We start from the raw sequence: 16689 nt of genomic DNA, 5'->3' as shown, positions 1-16689 counted from the left end.
ATGTTCACCCTGGACCCCACCCTGCCCGCCACCGAACAAATCGTCAATCAGGCGCAAGCCGCCATCGACAGCGGCCGGCTGGGCGAAGGCGCGCGGCTGCCTTCGGTGCGCCAGCTGGCGGCGCGGCTGGAGGTCAGCGTGTTCACCGTGGTCAACGCCTACGACCGCCTGCTGGCGCGCGGGGTGATCCGCTCGCGGGTGGGCGCCGGGTATTTTGTGTGCCGCCGGCCCGGCATTGGCGCGCCGGCGCTGGTGGCCGCCGCCGACCCGCAATTGCTGCCCAACACCGCGCTGGGCCTGGTGCAGGGCGTGCTGGGCGGCAGCCGCTATAAAGTGCCGGCCGGCTCGGGCTTTTTGCCCGAAGCCTGGCTGGAAGACACCCTGGCCCCGGCCGTGCTCACCCGCGCCCTGCGCCGTCAGCCCTTTGCCAGCCAACCCGCCCCGATGCAAGGCCACCCGGCCGCGCGCGAGCAAATTGCCCTGCGCCTGGCGCAACTGCAACTGCCCATCCCGCACGAACAACTGCTGATCACCCACGGCGCCACCCAGGCCTTTGACCTGGTGCTGCGCGCCTGCCTGCGCCCCGGCGACAGCGTGCTGGTGGAAGACCCCGGCTATTTCATGATCCACGCGCAACTGCGCGCGTTGGGCATGCAGGTGCTGCCGGTGCCACGTTGCGCCGACGGCCCCGACCTGGACACCCTGGAAGCCCTGGCCCGCGAACACCGCCCGCGTCTGTTGTTCACGCAAACCCTGCTGCACAACCCCACTGGCGGCAATACCTCGCCGCAAGTGGCGCACCGCCTGCTGATGCTGGCCGAACGCCATGATTTTTTGGTGCTGGAAGACGATGTGTATGGCGAACTGGCCAGCCAGCCCGGCATGCGCCTGGCGCAAATCGACGGCCTGAACCGGGTGTTTTACATCGGCAGTTTCTCCAAAACCCTCAACCCCGGCCTGCGCCTGGGCTATGTGGCCGCGCCAAAAACCTGGCTGGACAAGCTGATTGAACTGAAAGTGATGAGCACCCTGTCCGGCTCGGCGCTGAACGAAGCAGTGATCACCGACATCCTGGAAAGCGGCTACTACCGCCGCCACACCGAACGCCTGCGCGAACGCCTGGCCCGCGCCCGCCGCGTCAGCATCGCCGCCCTCACCGAATGCGGCGTCACCCTGCCGCACGCCGATGGCGAAGGCGTGTTCCTGTGGGCGCAACTGCCCGACGGCCTGCACGCCGACGCCATCACCCGCCGCGCCGCCGACGCCGGCATCCTGTTCGCCCCCGGCACGCTGTTCTCCCCCAGCGGCGGCGGCCAACAACACCTGCGCCTGCACGCCGCCTACGCCAGTGACCCGGCGGTGCTAGCGTGCTTGCGGGAGGGGTTGGACGCACTGGGGGAGAGGCGGTTGCGGTTGGCGTGAGGGGGGGGCGCTTGCTATGTAAAGTGGGTGGGGTTTAACATGGCTGCTTGGTTAGGCTGATAAGGGTGCGCTGAAGAAGGCGTCATTCTGGAGAGGGCGGGAATCTAGGGTGGGATATTTCCCTAGAGTTTGTAGGTGATTTTTACGTTAGGTTTAAGAGGAGCTATTCTTCGATGTGGCATTTTGATGGCGTAATCATTGCCACCTGCAATAAATGTGGCACCGAGCATGAAATCAATGTTTCTGATTTGGATGTAAATTGCTATGGGGGTGAATATCACGAAAATGGCATGGGGGAAGAGAGTAACTACGAAATTTTCCAGGCCTTCTCTTGTCGCAATTGCCGTTCAGAATTTGAGGTTTCGTTTGATGCTACAGAATATCCAGCAGGCTTTCTTAGTTACGTAATTGATAACTCCACGGGTGTCGATTGTAACGGAGTGCCATTTATAGAGCATGCCGATGAAAGCCCGATCTATACGTTTCCAGAACCTAAGATTCACATTCCCGACAAAAGGATAATTACAGAGCTATCCGATATAAATAGCACCATTCCGAAACTAATACATTTGATTCAGCAGAACAATAGCCACATCTATAAAATCTCCTCCAGAGAATTTGAAGAAATTATTGCTGAGGTTTTTAGGCGGCAGGGTTTTGGTGTTGAGCTAACAAAGCGAACACGGGATGGAGGAAAAGATATCATTGCCATTCAAAGAGATTCAATGGGGATAGAAACTCGTTATTTTATTGAGTGCAAAAAATTCGCCCCAGAAAACAAGGTTGACGTTGGTATTGTTCGTGCTCTATATGGGGTTCATTCAGGCAATGGCGGCCCCAACAAATCCATCATTGCAACTACTTCGTCATTCACTTCCGAAGCCATTTGCTTCGCTAATGAGGGTTCGCGAAGCAAATGGGATATGGACTTGAGGGATATAAATGATGTGCTTGGCTGGATATCTAGTTACCGCTTAAATTAAGTTAACCCAGCACCCAATTTCACTTCCTTTTAGGAGGTGGGGTGTTTGTGCTGCTCTGTGCCCATGGAAAAACAGGATCAAGTGCGATGCGACGAATGCCCATTCTTCGTTGCTAACATCGGATGGATAAGGTTTCCGGTTCTCCGTAGGGGTTGAATTTTAATACCACAGAATATCTCAAAAAATACTCTGGCCGTGAATTAACTGCTTTGAGTAAATCGCCATTTTTAGCCTTGTCTATTATTAGTTACCAACCACCGCTTTTAATTTACAAAGTACCTCAGCAGAGTTTTTAACGAGCGCTTTACTAACGACTGGCTCAGCTCCGTGAATAATTACATTTCGAAGAGTTATGAGCTCTCGAAGTTGTTGATAGAGGGCTGAGTCAATTTGCTCATTGCGAAATAGCATTTCAGCTAAGCGTATATTTGATACCCTGTGCGATCTCTTGAATTCAGCGGTGGTCGATAGATAAGACTTGCCAGCCTCATTGAGCAAAATTTCGATTTCATTATAATTGCGAAGAAATTCGCTTATGTCGCCCGGTTTTTCATTGGCTTGTTTTGGGTCTAATTGGTCCTGGATGTTTCTACTGGCACTTTCGATACGTTGAGGCGCAACGACATCGAAGATGAATAGCACAATAGCAAGAAATGAAACAACAAATGTGGATTGCCCGATATTGATTAGAATTGTAGTCTGATTTGTATAAGGCGATGCCTCATAGGAAATAATAATATTTGCCAAGGCAAGCATTAAAAAAACCAATATGCTTATAAATACAAGTAGCACAAAGTATCGAGACTTGAGTTGATCAATTGCTTCAGCGAGAGTTTCATCTTCCGTAACTTCGCGGGTCAATTCATTTCGAAAGAAAAGAAATCCGGTGAGTGTTAGACCATAAATCGCGGCAATTACTTGAGCGGATGTTGAGAACAAGTAAAGAACTTGGTTTTCATTTAAAACGAGCAAGGGGCTTTTTAAGCCAATTGCACTTGAAAAAATAGAAAAAATCAGGAGGGCTCCAATGCTCCATGCAATCATTGTACAAGCAGATAATCTAGACATATAAGCTACCAGAAAAATAAAACAAAAGGGGGGCACTGCTTTTTTGAATTAAAAAGTTATGTGGGTAAGCCCATATGTGGGCAAGCCCAGCTTTCTTTTTGGTACGATAGAATATAACCAGGAATTAGGCACTCCAGGACCAAGTGTTTTAGCAAGGCAGGTATCGATAGGCTTGGCGAATTTGCTGTTAAAATTTATGATATTTACATTTTAATCTCTCTGGCCAGGCTGTGCAAATACACTTATCTTAGATTTTAATCTATAAACAGGGTTCACTTGTACAATTTAAACAATCATCATAGCATATTTTATGCCAATGCTAAAAATTAGCAAGCCTTGAGTCTCTTGATCGCATTCTACCCAAATGCCACCCGATCATCTCAATCAACATTTGTTTGCTCGCCGTTGTTCGCCCCCATTCCTACAATGCTCCCTACCTCCCCCTCGGCATCGCCCCCACAATATCCTCATACGCCGGTCGCACGGCCGTGCAAAACGCCGCTTCGCTGCCGGCGCGCTGGATTTGCCCGTTCAGTTCGGCGTCCAGTTGGCGCACGGTGCGGTCTACCGTGTCGTCCTTGATGATGCCGGGGCAGCCGGCTTGCATATAGGCGGCGCGCAGGGCGGGGGCGACGCCGGCGTTAAATTGGCAGTGTTGTTCCCAGCCGGCCATGCGCATGCCGCTTTCCAGCAAATCCTGGCAGCGTTGCGCGGGGGTGTCGGCCAGGGCGAGTGGGGATAGGCTTAGCGCCGCCAGCAGCGGCGCGCACAGGCGAACATTCATCGTGGCAATCCTTGCGGGGTGAAGGGTCAATCCAGTTCGCCGGCTTCGGCTAGTTGGCGCAGGGTGGCGATGGCTTCGGTGTCCATTTGCTGATAGGCGGATTTCAGGTAGGCCACGTAATCCACTTCGCTGCCTGGCGGGGTGTGCTCGGGCAGGGTGGATTGATACACAAAGCGCACAAACAGCGACAAGGGTTCGGGTTCTTCAATGCTGATGGTCAGCGTGCTGGCCGGGTAGCCATCGCCGGCGGCGGTGTCGTGGCGCAGGCTGTGTTCGGCTTGCAGGGTCACGCGGTCGCGCACGTGCAGGGTGCCCAGGCGCACGACGCGGTCGAACCAGTCTTCGCCACGGGCGATGATGTCGCCGTGAGCCAGGTCGGGCAGAAAATCCTGCGGCCGCTCGGCGCGGCGCACCAGGCCACGCCATAGCACCTGGCGCGAGAGGGTGGTGGCCATGGGGTTGTTCAGGTCGTTCACCTGGATAACATGCTCGAAGTACACAACAGTCCTTTATTTGGCTGGACGCAAAACAGCCGCCAGTGTAAAACCATTCGCCGCACAAAGGGAGGCCGTCGGAACTTTTTGCCCGATGGCGCGGCCCTATTTGTGGCTTTGATAAACGGCGCGCGACGCCGGGAAAGGATGTTCGATGAATCGCATGCTGAGTATCGGGGTGTGTGCCCTGTTGCTGACCGCCAGCCTGACGGGCTGCGCCGACATGAACAAACGCCAGCGCAACACCGCCATTGGCGCTGCCGTGGGCGGCGTGGCCGGCTCGGTCTTGACCGGCGGCAGCACGGTGGGCACCGTGGGTGGCGCGGTGGTGGGCGGCGTGATTGGCAGCCAGGGCGACAGCGGCAAGAAAAAATAATCCCGGCTGGCCGCTCGGCCAGCCTTCACGCAGCGGGGTGACGGCATGGTCGCACCCCGCCGAGATGGTGTGATGCCAGATTATCCTGCTGGCAAGTGGTTATCTGTCTTGCAGTTGGCTGATAAACCGCAAAGCACATAACCGCAAAAATCCTCAGGCTTTCCCTTTCTGTTCCGCCAGTGGCCTGATTTCACGCCACAATTCCCATTCTCCTGCTTTAACCGGCCATGGCACGCTTTGTGTCTGTGTTACGCCATCTGTAACACGTCTGGGCCTGTGCACATGGCGGATTCTTCTCATATTGTCATTCTGGGCATCGGCAACCTGCTGTGGGCCGACGAGGGCTTTGGCGTGCGCGCGGTAGAGGCGCTGCACGCGGGTTGGCAGTGGCCGGCCGAGGTCGAGCTGGTGGATGGCGGCACTCAGGGGCTGGCGCTATTGCCGATTGTGCAGGCGGCCAGCCATTTGCTGATTCTGGACGCCATCGACGCCGGTCTGGCGCCGGGCGAGCTGGCGGTGTTTGCCGACGATGCCGTGCCGGCCTATCTCACCGCCAAAAAAATGAGCTTGCACCAAACCGGCTTTGCCGAGGTGCTGGCGCTGGCCGAGTTGTCTGGTCAGTCGCCGTGCCGGCTGGCGCTGGTGGGCGTGCAGCCGGTGGAGCTGGAAGACTACGGCGGCAGCCTGACTGCGCCGGTGCGCGCGCAGTTGCCGCTGGCGCTGGCGCGCGCGCTGGACATCCTGGCCGGCTGGGGCGTGTATCCCGCCGCACGCCAGGCGCCGGCCGCCGACGGCCTGCACGACGCCAGCCTGGCGCTGTTGCCCTACGAAGCCGGCCGGCCCAGCGCCGAGGCCGCCTGTCGGGTGGGCGATGCGCGCGTGCTGGCGCAAGGGGAGGGCTAAGCCATGTGTGTGGGTGTGCCAATGCAAGTCTTGCGGCTGGAATCCCCGTTTGCCGTGTGGTGCCGCGACGCCAGCGGCGGCGAAGCGCTGATCGACATCGGCCTGATTGCCGCGCCGCAGCCGGGCGACTGGCTGCTGACCTTTTTAGGCGCGGCGCGCGAGGTGATCGACGAACAGACCGCCGCGCAGATTCAGTCCGCGCTGGCGGCGGTGGCCGCCGCGCTGGACGGCGAACACGATCTGGACGCGCACTTTGCCGATTTGATCAACCGCGAACCGCAATTGCCCGAATTTTTACTGCCCGCCAAGGAGTCCGCTGCGTGACTGCCCCTGTTTCTGTTTCTGCCGCCCTGCCGGCTTTGTTGTCGCGCCTGAGCGCGCGCGGCTGGCCGCTGCTCAGCGTGGATGCGCTGGCCGATTTTGCTCGCCAGCACGGCGAAGTGGTGGCGTTCTGTGTGGACGACCCCACCAAGCTGCCGGAAGTGGCCGACGCGGCGGTGATTTTGCCCGAGCTGCTGAAAGACAGCGGTCTGCCGCTCACCCCCTGTGTGGTCGATCCCGCCGGCAACGCCGAGTTGCAAACGCGCTACGGGGTGATGAAATACCCGGCGTTTTTGTTTTTGCGCGATGGCGGCTATGTCGGCGTGATGGCCGGCCTGCGCAGCTGGGGCGAATACCTGCACGAAGTCCACGAGATGCGCGCCCGCCCGGTGGGCCGCGCGCCCAGCATCGGCATCAAGGTGGCCGGCCCGAATGCAGGAGGCTGCGCATGAAACCGTTTCCTCTGCCTGTGGTGGCCCTGGGCGCGGGCTCGCAACCGGAAGACCCGGATTTGGCCTATATGCCGCTGCCCGGCGAAGTCGAGAGCTTTATCATGCCGGCGCTGCCCAGTTCGGAAGACGTCAGCCACCTGGGCCGCGCCATTGAATTGATTGGCCAGTTGGCCGCGCTGGCGGCGCGCTGGCAGCCGGGCGAGCGCTGCGTGCGCGAGCTGGCCGGGCTGAACAGCGAAGAGCTGGCGCTGGTGAATCAGGTGCTGGGCGAGGGCGAAGTCAGCGCCAAGGCGCTGCTGGCCGACGGCGGCGAGGCGCGCATTCAGGAATCGGTGTTTGCCGGGGTGTGGCGGGTGTGCCGCTTTGACGCCAATGGCCAGCAAACCGGCGACAGCGTGGAAGTGGCCCCCATTCCCGAGCTGCTGATCGAGCGCGCCCAGGCCGCCAGCCGCTGGCTGGACGCGCTGCCGCCAATGCCAGCCACGCTGATGAACGCCGCGCCCATCGGCGCCGAGCTGCTGGCCCGCCAGCGCCAGGCGCTGGACAGCCCGCATGTGATCAACTTCACCCTGCTGCCGGTCACCCCGGATGACCTGGCCTGGATCACCGAGTTGGTCGGCGAAGGCGCGGTGGGGATTTTTTCGCGCGGCTATGGCAAATGCCGGGTGCTGGCCACCGCGCTGACCCATGTCTGGCGGGTGCAGTATTTCAACACCATGAACACCCTGCTGCTGGACACCCTGGAAATCACCCGCATCCCCGATGTGACGCTGGCCGACGGCGAGGACATCGCCGATTCTGCCGAGCGGCTGGGCGAGGCGCACCACTGGCTGTGCGGAGCGTTTGACCATGTTTGAAGGCAGCTACCTGGGCGACGCCGGCCGACTGCCGGCCGACGCCCGGCTGGAATGCAAAATCTGCTGGTGGGTGTACGACCCGGCGCTGGGTGACGATGTCTGGCAGATTCCGCCCGGCACGCCGTTTGCCGAGCTGCCGGCGCACTGGAAATGCCCGGTGTGCGACGGCGCGCGTGACCAGTTCATGGTGCTGGAATGATCCATCACGGCAATCCTTCCGCCCGTCTGCGCGAGGTGTTCAGCCGCATCCAGGCCGAGCGCATGGCCGACGTGCCCTTGCTCAATCCGGCGCTGACAGTGGAGACGGTGGGCTTTCGCTTGTGGCAGGATAGCTGGCTGGGCGTGCTGATCACCCCGTGGAGCATGAATCTGCTGGCGCTGGCCGGGGTCACCCCGTTTGCGCCGCTGGGCGCGCACGCGGTGGACAGCCTGACCCTGCCCGATGGCGCGGTGGATTTCCATGGCGCTTTCGAGCCGGCGCTCGGCCATTACCGCCAAGCTTCGCTGTTTTCGCCGATGTGGCAATTTGCCCATCAGGACGCAGCGCGGGCCACGGCCGAGGAAGTGATGAACCTGCTGTTTCCAGCCGCGCCCGCGCCGGATTTGTCGCGGCGGCGGCTGTTTGGATTGCGCGCATGACCCTTGAACACCTGGCTGGCCGCCTGACCCTGACGCTGACCCACGACGGCGCCGCCGTCACCCATTGCCATAGCGAATTCTCCCGCCCGCCGCTGGCCGCCCGCCTGCTGGCCGGCGCTGCCCCCGCTGACGCCGCCGCCCGGTTGGCGCCGCTGTTTGCCGTGTGCCGCCGCGCCCACGCGCTGGCCGCCGACCTGGCCGCCCAGGCGCTGCACGGCCCGGCGGCGCCCCGCCCCGAGGCGCTGGCCGAGCTGGAAGCCGAAGCCCGCCAGGACATCCTGCGCCGGGTGGCGCTGGATTGGCCGCTGGCCTGCGGCGACAGCCCGGACGCCGACTTTGTCGCCGCCGTGCGCGCCCAGCCCGCCGCGCTGGGCCAGGCGCTGCAAGACTATGTGCTGGGCGAACCCTGCGCCGACTGGCTGGCGCGCGGCTATCACGGCTGGCTGGCCTGGGCGCGCCAGCGCCACACCCAATACGCCTGGCGGCTGGCGGATCTGATGGCCGAATCCTGCGGCGGCATGCCCTTGCTGAGTTTTCCGAGCGAAGGCGAGCTGGCCGCGCTGGGCCGTGAGCTGCTGGACGACGATCAATTTGCCCAAACCCCCAGTTGGGTGGGCAGCCCGGCTGAAACCGGCCCGCTGGCGCGCCAGGCCAACTGGGTGGCCAGCCTGTTTGCCGCCGAATACTGGCCGGCCGCGCGCATGCTGGCGCGGCTGATTGAGCTGGTGCGGCTGAGCCAGGGCCGCGCCGGCTATCAGGCGCGTGCGGTGGCGCTGGACCCGCAGCGGGCGGTGGCGGCGGTGGACACCGCGCGCGGCCTGTTGCTGCACGCGGTGGCGGTGGACGCCCACGGCCAGGTGGCCGACTGGCGCATCCTGCCGCCCACCGCCTGGAATTTTCATCCGCAAGGGGCCTGGGCGGCGGCGCTGGACCGCGTGTTGCCCGAGCAGGCCGAAGCCGCCGCCCGCCGCGCCGCGCTGTGGCTGGATCCGTGTGTGGAGTATCAATTGATGATCAGGGATAGCCGTCAATATGCATGAGATGTCCTTGGCGGAAAGCATTGTCAGCCTGGTGGAAAGCCACGCCGAGGCGGAGGGGTTCAGCCGGGTGAAGGCGATTTGGCTGGAGATTGGCGAGCTGGCCGGGGTGGAGGTCGAGGCGCTGACGTTTAGTCTGGATGTGGTGATGCGCGAGAGCTTGATGGAAGGCGCACAGGTGCATATCCGCCGCCAGCCGGCGCAGGGGTGGTGTCTGGCGTGTTCGCAGGCGGTGGAGGTGCGGGATCGGGTGAGTGGTTGCCCGCTGTGCGGCAGTCATCAGTTGCAGGTGAGTGGCGGAGATGCGTTGCGGGTGGCGGAGTTGGAGGTGGAGTGAGATTGTAGGTCGGGGGTGGGTTGGCTGCGCTGCGCGCAGAGGGGCTGGGGTTGATTTTGGGCGGGGTTTCACCCCACACCCGACCCTATTTCTTTGTCTCGCCAAAGAAATAGGGGAAAGAAAGGCGACCCGGGCGTCGCGCCCTGCGCCTGCGGCTTCGGGCGCCTTGCGCTTCTCGCCGGCCAGGGCCGCCACGGAATGGCGCGTCGGCTACGCCGCCGCTTAGCCGTGGCGGACACCTCCCTGTCCGGCTGCGATGCTCAGCGCGCCACACGGGGGGTAAATCGGCTAGGCGCGACGGGCGGTGCTTGAATAGTTGGCTTGCTTGGTGTTGCAGGTGTTTTATTTAATGCTTGGCAATTTAAATGTCTTGCGCTCGTTTAATATCTTACCGCTGCGTCTCCCCGTCATTCCCGCGCAGGCGGGAATCCAGGTTTTTGATTTTGTTTGATTTTTGGTTTTAAAAGCAGTCCATAAAAAATAACAATACTTGCCGCGATCAGTGGGCAAGCAGGATGCGCGTCGTGGTCGGCGCGGATAGCAACAGGCAGGCCGGAGCAGGGCCGACAAGGAGAACCTTATGTGTACGGTATGTGGCTGTGGCCCGGATCAGGTCCATATCGACGGGCAGGCGCCCGGTCATTTCAATTATCGCGCCTTGGGCCGCAAGCCGGCGGCTGCGCCGGCTGCCGCCGCTGCGCCGTCGCCTGTGTCGGCCAGTGAAGGGGCGTTGGATTATGGCGCGGGGCCGGCGCGGGCGCATGCGCCGGGCTTGAGTCAGGCGCGGATGGTGAAGATTGAGCAAGATATCCTGTCCAAAAACGACCAATACGCCCAGCGCAACCGCGATTGGCTGGAGGAGCGCAGTGTGTTGGCGCTGAATCTGGTGTCCAGCCCCGGTTCGGGCAAGACCACCTTGCTGGCAGCGACGGTGGCGCGTTTGTTGCCGCAGATGCCGGTGGCGGTGATTGAGGGCGATCAGCAAACCAGCCACGACGCCGAGCGCATTCGCGCGGCGGGTGCGCCGGCGGTGCAGATCAACACCGGCAAGGGCTGTCATCTGGATGGGCATATGGTGGGCGAGGCGCTGCAACGTTTGCCGCTGGATGAGCAGGGCGTGTTGTTTATTGAAAACGTCGGCAATCTGGTGTGCCCAGCGGCGTTTGATCTGGGGGAAACCGCCAAGGTGGCGATTTTGTCGGTGACCGAGGGCGAAGATAAGCCGTTGAAATACCCGGATATGTTTGCCGCCGCCCGGTTGATGATTTTGAACAAGATCGACCTGCTGCCGCATCTGGATTTTGACGTGGCCGCCTGCATTGATTACGCCCGCCGGGTGAATCCGGCCATTGAAGTGCTGCAATTGTCGGCGCGCACGGGCGAGGGCATGGACGCCTGGCTGGCGTGGCTGGCGGCGCGGCGCGGCGAGGTGATTCAGGCGGGCCAGCACACGGTGTCCGAGCTGAAGGCGCGCATTGCCGCGCTGGAAGCGCAACTGGCCGCGCAGGGGCTGTGATGGCCTGGCTGCCGGCCTGCCCGGCGCTGCCCGATCCGGCGCGGCTGCGGCTGCGCTTGCTGGGCGGGGTGCAGGGCGTGGGTTTGCGCCCGGCGATCTGGCGGCTCAGCCAGCGCTGGCCGCTGGCCGGCTGGGTGCGCAATGACGGCGACGGCGCATGCATCGAGCTGGAAGGCGCGCGCGCCGATCTGCACGCCTGGCTGGCGGCGCTGCCTGCTGCGCTGCCGCCGCTGGCGCAGGTGGACCATGCTGAACTCAGCGTGCAGCCGTGTCAGGGAGAAACGGGGTTTGCCGTGATCGACAGCCAGCCCGGCGCAGGCGGCGGCGCGCGCCTGCCGCCGGATTTGGCCCCGTGCCCGGCCTGCCTGGCCGAGCTGTTCGACCCCAGCAACCGCCGCTGGCGGCATCCGTTTATCAATTGCACCGACTGTGGCCCGCGCTTTAGCGTCAGCCGCCGGCTGCCGTATGACCGCGCCCACACCAGCCTGGCCGGCTTTGCCCTGTGCGCCGACTGCGCCGGCGAATACCGCCAGCCGGCTGACCGGCGTTTTCATGCCGAGCCGATTGCCTGCCCGCACTGCGGCCCCCGGCTCAGCCTGTGCGACCTGAACGGCAGCCCGGTGGCTGGCGATGCGCTGTCGCACACCGTGGCCTTGCTGCGCGCCGGGCAGATTATCGCCATCAAGGGCGTGGGCGGTTTTCATCTGGTGTGCGACGCCGACCAGCCGCAGGCGGTGGCCATGCTGCGCGCGCGCAAGCGCCGGCCGGCCAAGCCGCTGGCGGTGATGGCGCTCAATGCTGATTCATTGGCCGACGTGGCCGACATCGCCCCGCTGGCGGCGCGCTGGCTGAACGACCCCAGCCGTCCGGTGGTGCTCAGCCCGGCGCGCGCCGGGCTGGACGCCCTCTGGCCGGGCATTGCCCCCGGCGTCAGCCGGGTAGGCGCGGTGCTGCCGATGTCGCCATTGCATTACCTGCTGTTTCACGAAGCCGCCGGCCGCCCCAGCGGGGTGGACTGGCTGACGCAGCCGCACCCGCTGCGGCTGGTGTTCACCAGCGCCAACCTCAGCGGCGCGCCGTTGATTACCGACAACGCCCAGGCGCTGCGCGACCTGGCCGGGCTGGCGGATTTTATTTTGCTGCACGACCGCGAGATTGTCGCCCGCTGTGACGACAGCGTGCTGGCGGTGCGCGGCGCGCGTCAGGTGTGGGTGCGCCGCGCCCGGGGCCGCACGCCGACGCCGCTGGCTGCTGCGCCTGGCGAGCCGGTGCTGGCCTTGGGCGCACAGCTGAAAAACACCCTCACCGTGGCCAGCGGCAGTGGTTGGCACACCTCGCAGCATCTGGGCGACCTGGATCACCCGGACAGCTGGGACGTGTTGGAAGACGCCGTACGTCACTGGCTGACGCTGACCGGCGCGCAACCCACGCGCATCGCCCACGACCGCCACCCGGACGCACTGTCGTCGCGGCTGGCCGCTGAATTGGCCCTGCGCTTTGACGCCGAGCTGGCCCCGGTGCAACACCATCACGCCCACCTGGCCGCTGTGCTGGCCGAACACCACTGGCCGGCTGAGCAGCCAGTGCTGGGCCTGGCGCTGGATGGTTTTGGCCTGGGCGACGATGGCGGCGCCTGGGGCGGCGAGCTGCTGCGCGTGCGCGGCGCCGACTGCCAGCGCCTGGGCCGGCTGCGCCCGCTGGCCTTGCCCGGGGGCGACATCGCCGCCCGCCAACCCTGGCGCATGGCCGCCAGCGCGCTGGCGGCGCTGGGCCACCGCGAAGCCGACATCGCCGCCCGGCTGGCGATGCACCCTGGCGCGGCGGCGGTGGCCGCCATGCTGGCGCGCGGCGTCAACTGCCCGCCCACCAGCAGCCTGGGCCGCGCCTTCGACGCCGTGGCCGCGCTGGCCGGCGTCTGCGCCGAACAAAGCTACGAAAGCGAAGCCGCGCAAAAACTGGAAGCCCACGCCCAAGGCCCCTGGCCCGCGCCTGATCCGGCGCTGTGGCGGCTGGCCGATGACGCATCCGAGCTGGACCTGCGCCCGCTGCTGGCGCGCATCAGCGCCCTCAACGACGCCCACGCCAGCGCCGCGCTGTGGCACGCCAACCTGGCGGCGGCGCTGGCCCACTGGGCGCATGCTGCCAGCCAGCGCCAAGGCGTGCGCCACATCGCGCTGGCCGGCGGCGTCTGCCTGAACCTCACCCTGCTGGACGCACTATGCGCCCAACTCACCGCCGCCGGCCTCACCCCGCTGCTGGCCATTGAACTGCCGCCCAACGACGGCGGCGTCAGCCTGGGGCAAGCGTGGGTGGCGCGACACCTCGGCCGATGAGTAGACGCGCGCCAGCGGTGTCTATCCTGGCCAGCCAAGGCAACGGCACGCTGTACATCGGCGTGACGTCCAACTTGGCGCCGCGCATCTGGCTACACCGGCAAGGCACGGCGCAAGGCTTTGCCCGCCAAATCCGCCATGCATGGTTACCCGGTCTTGCCGTACTGCTGGTATTGTCTGCGGCTGCATGCCAGGCGCGCAGCGCTGAGTTTAGTTGGTGACTGTTAGCGAATCCGCCAGTCCAGCGTGTAGCGCGCGCCGGCATCCTGCCCCAGCGCCTTGACCAGATACGGCAGCTCGGCTTTTAACACTTCCGGCAGCGTCCACGGCGGATTCAGCACAAACATGCCGCTGCCGTGCATGCCAAAGCCGTCGGCCGACGGGGTTTGCACCGACAGGCTGACGTGCAGCCAATCCATCTCGCCCAAGAGCTTGAGTTTTTCCGGCAGGTCGCGCGATTCCAGTCGTTGCAATTGCGGATACCACACCGCATAGCAGCCGGTGGCAAAGCGCTTGAACGATTCTTTCAGGCAGGTCAGCACGCGGGCGTAGTCGCGCTTATCCTCATAAGGGGGGTCGATCAGCATCAGCGCGCGGCGCGGCGGCGGCGGCAGGATGGCTTTTACGCCATCAAAGCCGTCGGCGTGCTCAATGCGTGTTTGCCGCTGGGCGTGGGCGAAGTTTTCCGCCAGCAGGCCGTGGTCGGTGCTGTGCAGCTCGAACAGGCGCATGCGGTCGCTGGCGCGCAGCCGGCGCTGCGCCACCATCGGCGAACCGGGGTAGGCGCGCAGTTGGCCATCGGGATTGAAGGTTTTCACCAGCGCCACATAGTCGGCCAGCGAGGGCGGCAGGTCGTCGCGCGTCCACAGCCGGCCGATGCCAGTATTGTATTCGGCGTTTTTGCTGGCGTAGGCGCTGTCCAGCGCATAGGCGCCAGCGCCGGCGTGGGTGTCGATATACCAATAAGGTTTGTCTTTGCGGCCCAGGTGATCCAGCAGCAGGATTTCCACCCAGTGCTTGAGCACATCGGCGTGGTTGCCGGCATGGAAGGCGTGACGGTAGCTGAGCATGGCGAGTCCTTTGGCCGCCGGGCGGCGACTGATTTCGATAAGCAGCGCGCCAGGTGCGAAGGCCAGCCTAAGCGGGACGTGGCGCACAAAAAGCAAAAGCCCTTGAAAAATCAAGGGCTTTTGCGGTGATGCTGGCGGAGAGATAGGGATTCGAACCCTAGTGGGACTTGCGTCCCCCACTGATTTCGAGTCAGGGCCGTTTAGCCGCTCCGGCATCTCTCCAAAAGAGATGCGTATCTTAGACATGGTTTTCAGTTTTGGCAAGCGGTTCTTGCAGAAAAAATTGACTCAGGCCGATTTGGCCCGCTGCTTGTGGTGCTGGCGACACGCGCCACAGTGTGGCGGATTTGGCCAATCCATCGCAGTGCAACAACAAAATAACTCAAACACCCGTTTGATTTGCTGAAAAAAAGGGGCATAATCCCCTCGCCAAACAGACGCATGATTGCGTGCAGTGACTTGTATTGCAACGCAAAAAATTCTCAACAGCATGCGCTGTGCAGCCACACACCAGACCGTCGCGCACAAGCACGCGACTGCACCACCGCGAGGAAAGAGGGGAAACATGGCGGCCAAATCCATGCTGGAGCGTTTGCTCCCGGACACACTCGAACAAGACGAAGCCATCCAGGCGCGCACCGTGATCATGGTGGCGCTGCTGGCCGGCGGCCTGGCGCCGCTGTTTGCCTTGTCTTATTACAAGCTGCACCACTACCCGATGGCGCACGGCATTGTGCTGGGCGGCGTGGGCATGGTGCTGGCCATCGCCCTGCTCAAACTCACCGGCCGGGTGTGGCTGGCGGCGGAATACGTCACCACGGTGATGTTTGGCATGGTCAGCTGGATGGTGTATGTCAACAACGGCATCATGTCCACCTCGATCATCTGGTATGCCTGCATCCCGGTGGCGGCGGTGTTTGTCTCGGGCCGTCGCGCCGGCTATGTGTGGAGCGTGCTCACCTTTGCCGCCATTGGTTTATTTCTGCTGGCGCACGATCAACCCGGCTGGCTGCCGGTGTCGCCGATTCCGCACGAGGCCTTGCCTAGCCTGCAAGCCAAATCACTGATTGGCCTGACCATTGTCGTGCTGGCGCTGGTGCTGGCTTTTGAAGGCGCCAAGAGCCGGGGCTTCACCAAGCTGGAGCAAGCCCGCGAAGAAGCCGAGCGCTCGCACGCCAGCCTGGCGCGCATGCTGGAGCAAGTCACCCGCTCAATCCGCGCCGCCAGCCGCGAAAGCAAGGAAATCGCCGATTCCGCGCACATGATGGCCACCACCATGAACCAGCAAACCCGCCGCACCCACGATATGGTCAGCGCCGTGCAGGAGATGGACGCCATGACGCGCAAAAACGCCGACGCCTCCAGCCAGGCGGCCAATGTTTCGCGCGAGGCGGAAAGCCAGGCCGGCGACGGCGGCGAGGTGATGGACAGCGCCATGCGCCGGCTGACCGAGGCCAGCGAGGTGATTGGCCGTGCGGCAGCGCAAATGGAAGAGCTTGGCCGGCGCAGCAGCGAAGTCAGCGGCATTGCCCAGATGATTGCCGAGATTGCCGACCAGACCAACCTCCTGGCCTTGAACGCGGCGATTGAGGCCGCCCGCGCGGGCGAAGCCGGGCGCGGCTTTGCCGTGGTGGCCGACGAAGTGCGCAAGCTGGCCGAACGCACCCAGCAAGCCACCAAGGACATCGACCACAAAGTCACCCTGATTGTCAGCGGCACCAACCACGCCCTGGTGGCGATGCGCGACGGCAACGAAAAAATGACCCACGGCGCCAGCCACGCCCGCAGCGCGCAGGATAGCCTGGCGGCGATTATCGGCGGCACACGCAATCTGTCGCGCGTGCTGGCCAAAGTGTCAGAATCCGGCCGCTCGCAAACCGAAGGATTCCGCGAGTTCACCCGCGACATCGAAGAAATCGGCCAATCCACGCAAAGCCTGTCGGCCGAAACCGAAATCATCGCTGGCGCTACCCGCCGGCTGGACAAGCTGATGGCGGATTTGGGCGACACCGTGCGCACGCTGGAGGCGGGGCGCTGAGCGCGCTGTTTCACCCCGGACCATACCGGCACCATGCAAGCACACCCGGCAGGTTTTGT

At 63.0% G+C, this 16689-nt stretch carries 18 protein-coding genes, 1 tRNA gene and 1 pseudogene; 15 read left to right on the top strand and 5 right to left on the bottom strand.

What is annotated here, in order from left to right; all coding sequences use genetic code 11:
• Together DFR34_RS01260 and DFR34_RS01255 are read left to right on the top strand one after the other, a co-directional pair.
• A complete protein-coding gene (locus DFR34_RS01260; RefSeq protein ID WP_110389327.1) occupies positions 1–1422 on the top strand; it encodes an aminotransferase-like domain-containing protein in 1422 nt (473 codons plus the stop codon).
• 173 nt (positions 1423–1595) lie between these two features.
• Complete coding sequence (locus tag DFR34_RS01255; protein ID WP_110389326.1) at positions 1596–2405, top strand: restriction endonuclease; 810 nt, start codon at positions 1596–1598, stop codon at positions 2403–2405.
• Between the two features lie 243 nt (positions 2406–2648).
• On the opposite strand, the gene DFR34_RS16705 is transcribed toward DFR34_RS01255, so the two are convergent.
• From DFR34_RS16705 to DFR34_RS01245, 3 genes are all read right to left on the bottom strand, one after another.
• Entirely contained in the window at positions 2649–3473 is an 825-nt protein-coding gene (locus DFR34_RS16705; RefSeq protein WP_146215025.1) for a hypothetical protein, read from the bottom strand.
• 433 nt (positions 3474–3906) lie between these two features.
• Entirely contained in the window at positions 3907–4257 is a 351-nt protein-coding gene (locus DFR34_RS01250) for a hypothetical protein (protein ID WP_110389325.1), read from the bottom strand.
• Between the two features lie 26 nt (positions 4258–4283).
• Positions 4284–4733, bottom strand: a complete 450-nt coding sequence (locus DFR34_RS01245) for an AtaL-like protein (RefSeq protein ID WP_273479694.1) — start codon at positions 4731–4733, stop codon at positions 4284–4286.
• A gap of 172 nt (positions 4734–4905) precedes the next feature.
• Here DFR34_RS01245 and DFR34_RS01240 point away from each other — a divergent pair, with 172 nt between their 5' ends.
• The 12 genes and pseudogenes from DFR34_RS01240 to DFR34_RS17470 form a co-directional block, all read left to right on the top strand.
• A complete protein-coding gene (locus DFR34_RS01240; RefSeq protein ID WP_110389323.1) occupies positions 4906–5127 on the top strand; it encodes a YMGG-like glycine zipper-containing protein in 222 nt (73 codons plus the stop codon).
• A 282-nt stretch (positions 5128–5409) separates the two neighbouring features.
• The gene (gene hybD / locus DFR34_RS01235) at positions 5410–6030 is read left to right on the top strand and encodes a HyaD/HybD family hydrogenase maturation endopeptidase (RefSeq protein WP_110389322.1); all 621 of its coding nucleotides are present in this window, start codon (positions 5410–5412) and stop codon (positions 6028–6030) included.
• Between the two features lie 3 nt (positions 6031–6033).
• Complete coding sequence (locus DFR34_RS01230; RefSeq protein ID WP_110389321.1) at positions 6034–6354, top strand: HypC/HybG/HupF family hydrogenase formation chaperone; 321 nt, start codon at positions 6034–6036, stop codon at positions 6352–6354.
• The gene (locus tag DFR34_RS01225; protein WP_158281708.1) at positions 6351–6803 is read left to right on the top strand and encodes a thioredoxin domain-containing protein; all 453 of its coding nucleotides are present in this window, start codon (positions 6351–6353) and stop codon (positions 6801–6803) included. The genes DFR34_RS01230 and DFR34_RS01225 overlap by 4 nt, the downstream gene beginning before the upstream one ends.
• Positions 6800–7660 (top strand): hydrogenase expression/formation protein, encoded by an 861-nt coding sequence (locus tag DFR34_RS01220; protein ID WP_110389320.1) that lies wholly within the window; start codon positions 6800–6802, stop codon positions 7658–7660. Before DFR34_RS01225 ends, DFR34_RS01220 begins: the two co-directional genes overlap by 4 nt.
• Complete coding sequence (locus DFR34_RS01215) at positions 7653–7859, top strand: rubredoxin (protein ID WP_110389319.1); 207 nt, start codon at positions 7653–7655, stop codon at positions 7857–7859. Before DFR34_RS01220 ends, DFR34_RS01215 begins: the two co-directional genes overlap by 8 nt.
• On the top strand, positions 7856–8299 hold the full coding sequence (hybE, locus tag DFR34_RS01210) for a [NiFe]-hydrogenase assembly chaperone HybE (protein WP_110389318.1): 444 nt from the start codon (positions 7856–7858) through the stop codon (positions 8297–8299). The genes DFR34_RS01215 and hybE overlap by 4 nt, the downstream gene beginning before the upstream one ends.
• A complete protein-coding gene (locus DFR34_RS01205; RefSeq protein WP_110389317.1) occupies positions 8296–9339 on the top strand; it encodes a hypothetical protein in 1044 nt (347 codons plus the stop codon). Before hybE ends, DFR34_RS01205 begins: the two co-directional genes overlap by 4 nt.
• Entirely contained in the window at positions 9332–9673 is a 342-nt protein-coding gene (gene hypA / locus DFR34_RS01200; protein WP_110389316.1) for a hydrogenase maturation nickel metallochaperone HypA, read from the top strand. The genes DFR34_RS01205 and hypA overlap by 8 nt, the downstream gene beginning before the upstream one ends.
• A 580-nt stretch (positions 9674–10253) precedes the next feature.
• Positions 10254–11189 (top strand): hydrogenase nickel incorporation protein HypB, encoded by a 936-nt coding sequence (hypB, locus tag DFR34_RS01195; RefSeq protein WP_110389315.1) that lies wholly within the window; start codon positions 10254–10256, stop codon positions 11187–11189.
• Complete coding sequence (gene hypF / locus DFR34_RS01190; protein ID WP_211309249.1) at positions 11189–13522, top strand: carbamoyltransferase HypF; 2334 nt, start codon at positions 11189–11191, stop codon at positions 13520–13522. The genes hypB and hypF overlap by 1 nt, the downstream gene beginning before the upstream one ends.
• Positions 13519–13644: pseudogene (locus DFR34_RS17470) on the top strand (GIY-YIG nuclease family protein); the annotation flags it as partial. The gene hypF and the pseudogene DFR34_RS17470, both read left to right, overlap by 4 nt.
• Positions 13645–13746: 102 nt before the next feature.
• Here DFR34_RS17470 and DFR34_RS01180 read toward each other — a convergent pair.
• Both DFR34_RS01180 and DFR34_RS01175 read right to left on the bottom strand, forming a co-directional pair.
• Positions 13747–14592 (bottom strand): 23S rRNA (adenine(2030)-N(6))-methyltransferase RlmJ, encoded by an 846-nt coding sequence (locus DFR34_RS01180; protein ID WP_146215023.1) that lies wholly within the window; start codon positions 14590–14592, stop codon positions 13747–13749.
• A 132-nt stretch (positions 14593–14724) separates the two neighbouring features.
• Positions 14725–14814 (bottom strand) — tRNA-Ser (locus tag DFR34_RS01175).
• Positions 14815–15157: 343 nt separating this feature from the next.
• Here DFR34_RS01175 and DFR34_RS01170 point away from each other — a divergent pair.
• Positions 15158–16630: a methyl-accepting chemotaxis protein gene (locus tag DFR34_RS01170; protein ID WP_110389313.1), complete on the top strand. Its 1473-nt coding sequence runs from the start codon at positions 15158–15160 to the stop codon at positions 16628–16630.
• Positions 16631–16689: the final 59 nt, after the last annotated feature.

It is taken from the genome of Rivihabitans pingtungensis, from assembly GCF_003201855.1.
GTDB classification, from domain to species: Bacteria; Pseudomonadota; Gammaproteobacteria; order Burkholderiales; family Aquaspirillaceae; genus Rivihabitans; species Rivihabitans pingtungensis.
This window is presented reverse-complemented; position numbering and strand designations above follow the sequence as displayed.

Excerpts from the sequence above, each read along its gene's own strand:
- DFR34_RS01260 (WP_110389327.1), top strand. The coding sequence starts at position 1 with ATGTTCACCCTGGACCCCACCCTGCCCGCCACCGAACAAATCGTCAAT.
- DFR34_RS01255 (WP_110389326.1), top strand. The coding sequence starts at position 1,596 with ATGTGGCATTTTGATGGCGTAATCATTGCCACCTGCAATAAATGTGGC.
- DFR34_RS16705 (WP_146215025.1), bottom strand. The coding sequence starts at position 3,473 with ATGTCTAGATTATCTGCTTGTACAATGATTGCATGGAGCATTGGAGCC.
- DFR34_RS01250 (WP_110389325.1), bottom strand. The coding sequence starts at position 4,257 with ATGAATGTTCGCCTGTGCGCGCCGCTGCTGGCGGCGCTAAGCCTATCC.
- DFR34_RS01240 (WP_110389323.1), top strand. The coding sequence starts at position 4,906 with ATGAATCGCATGCTGAGTATCGGGGTGTGTGCCCTGTTGCTGACCGCC.
- hybD (WP_110389322.1), top strand. The coding sequence starts at position 5,410 with ATGGCGGATTCTTCTCATATTGTCATTCTGGGCATCGGCAACCTGCTG.
- DFR34_RS01230 (WP_110389321.1), top strand. The coding sequence starts at position 6,034 with ATGTGTGTGGGTGTGCCAATGCAAGTCTTGCGGCTGGAATCCCCGTTT.
- DFR34_RS01220 (WP_110389320.1), top strand. The coding sequence starts at position 6,800 with ATGAAACCGTTTCCTCTGCCTGTGGTGGCCCTGGGCGCGGGCTCGCAA.
- DFR34_RS01215 (WP_110389319.1), top strand. The coding sequence starts at position 7,653 with ATGTTTGAAGGCAGCTACCTGGGCGACGCCGGCCGACTGCCGGCCGAC.
- hybE (WP_110389318.1), top strand. The coding sequence starts at position 7,856 with ATGATCCATCACGGCAATCCTTCCGCCCGTCTGCGCGAGGTGTTCAGC.
- DFR34_RS01205 (WP_110389317.1), top strand. The coding sequence starts at position 8,296 with ATGACCCTTGAACACCTGGCTGGCCGCCTGACCCTGACGCTGACCCAC.
- hypA (WP_110389316.1), top strand. The coding sequence starts at position 9,332 with ATGCATGAGATGTCCTTGGCGGAAAGCATTGTCAGCCTGGTGGAAAGC.
- hypB (WP_110389315.1), top strand. The coding sequence starts at position 10,254 with ATGTGTACGGTATGTGGCTGTGGCCCGGATCAGGTCCATATCGACGGG.
- hypF (WP_211309249.1), top strand. The coding sequence starts at position 11,189 with ATGGCCTGGCTGCCGGCCTGCCCGGCGCTGCCCGATCCGGCGCGGCTG.
- DFR34_RS01180 (WP_146215023.1), bottom strand. The coding sequence starts at position 14,592 with ATGCTCAGCTACCGTCACGCCTTCCATGCCGGCAACCACGCCGATGTG.
- DFR34_RS01170 (WP_110389313.1), top strand. The coding sequence starts at position 15,158 with ATGGCGGCCAAATCCATGCTGGAGCGTTTGCTCCCGGACACACTCGAA.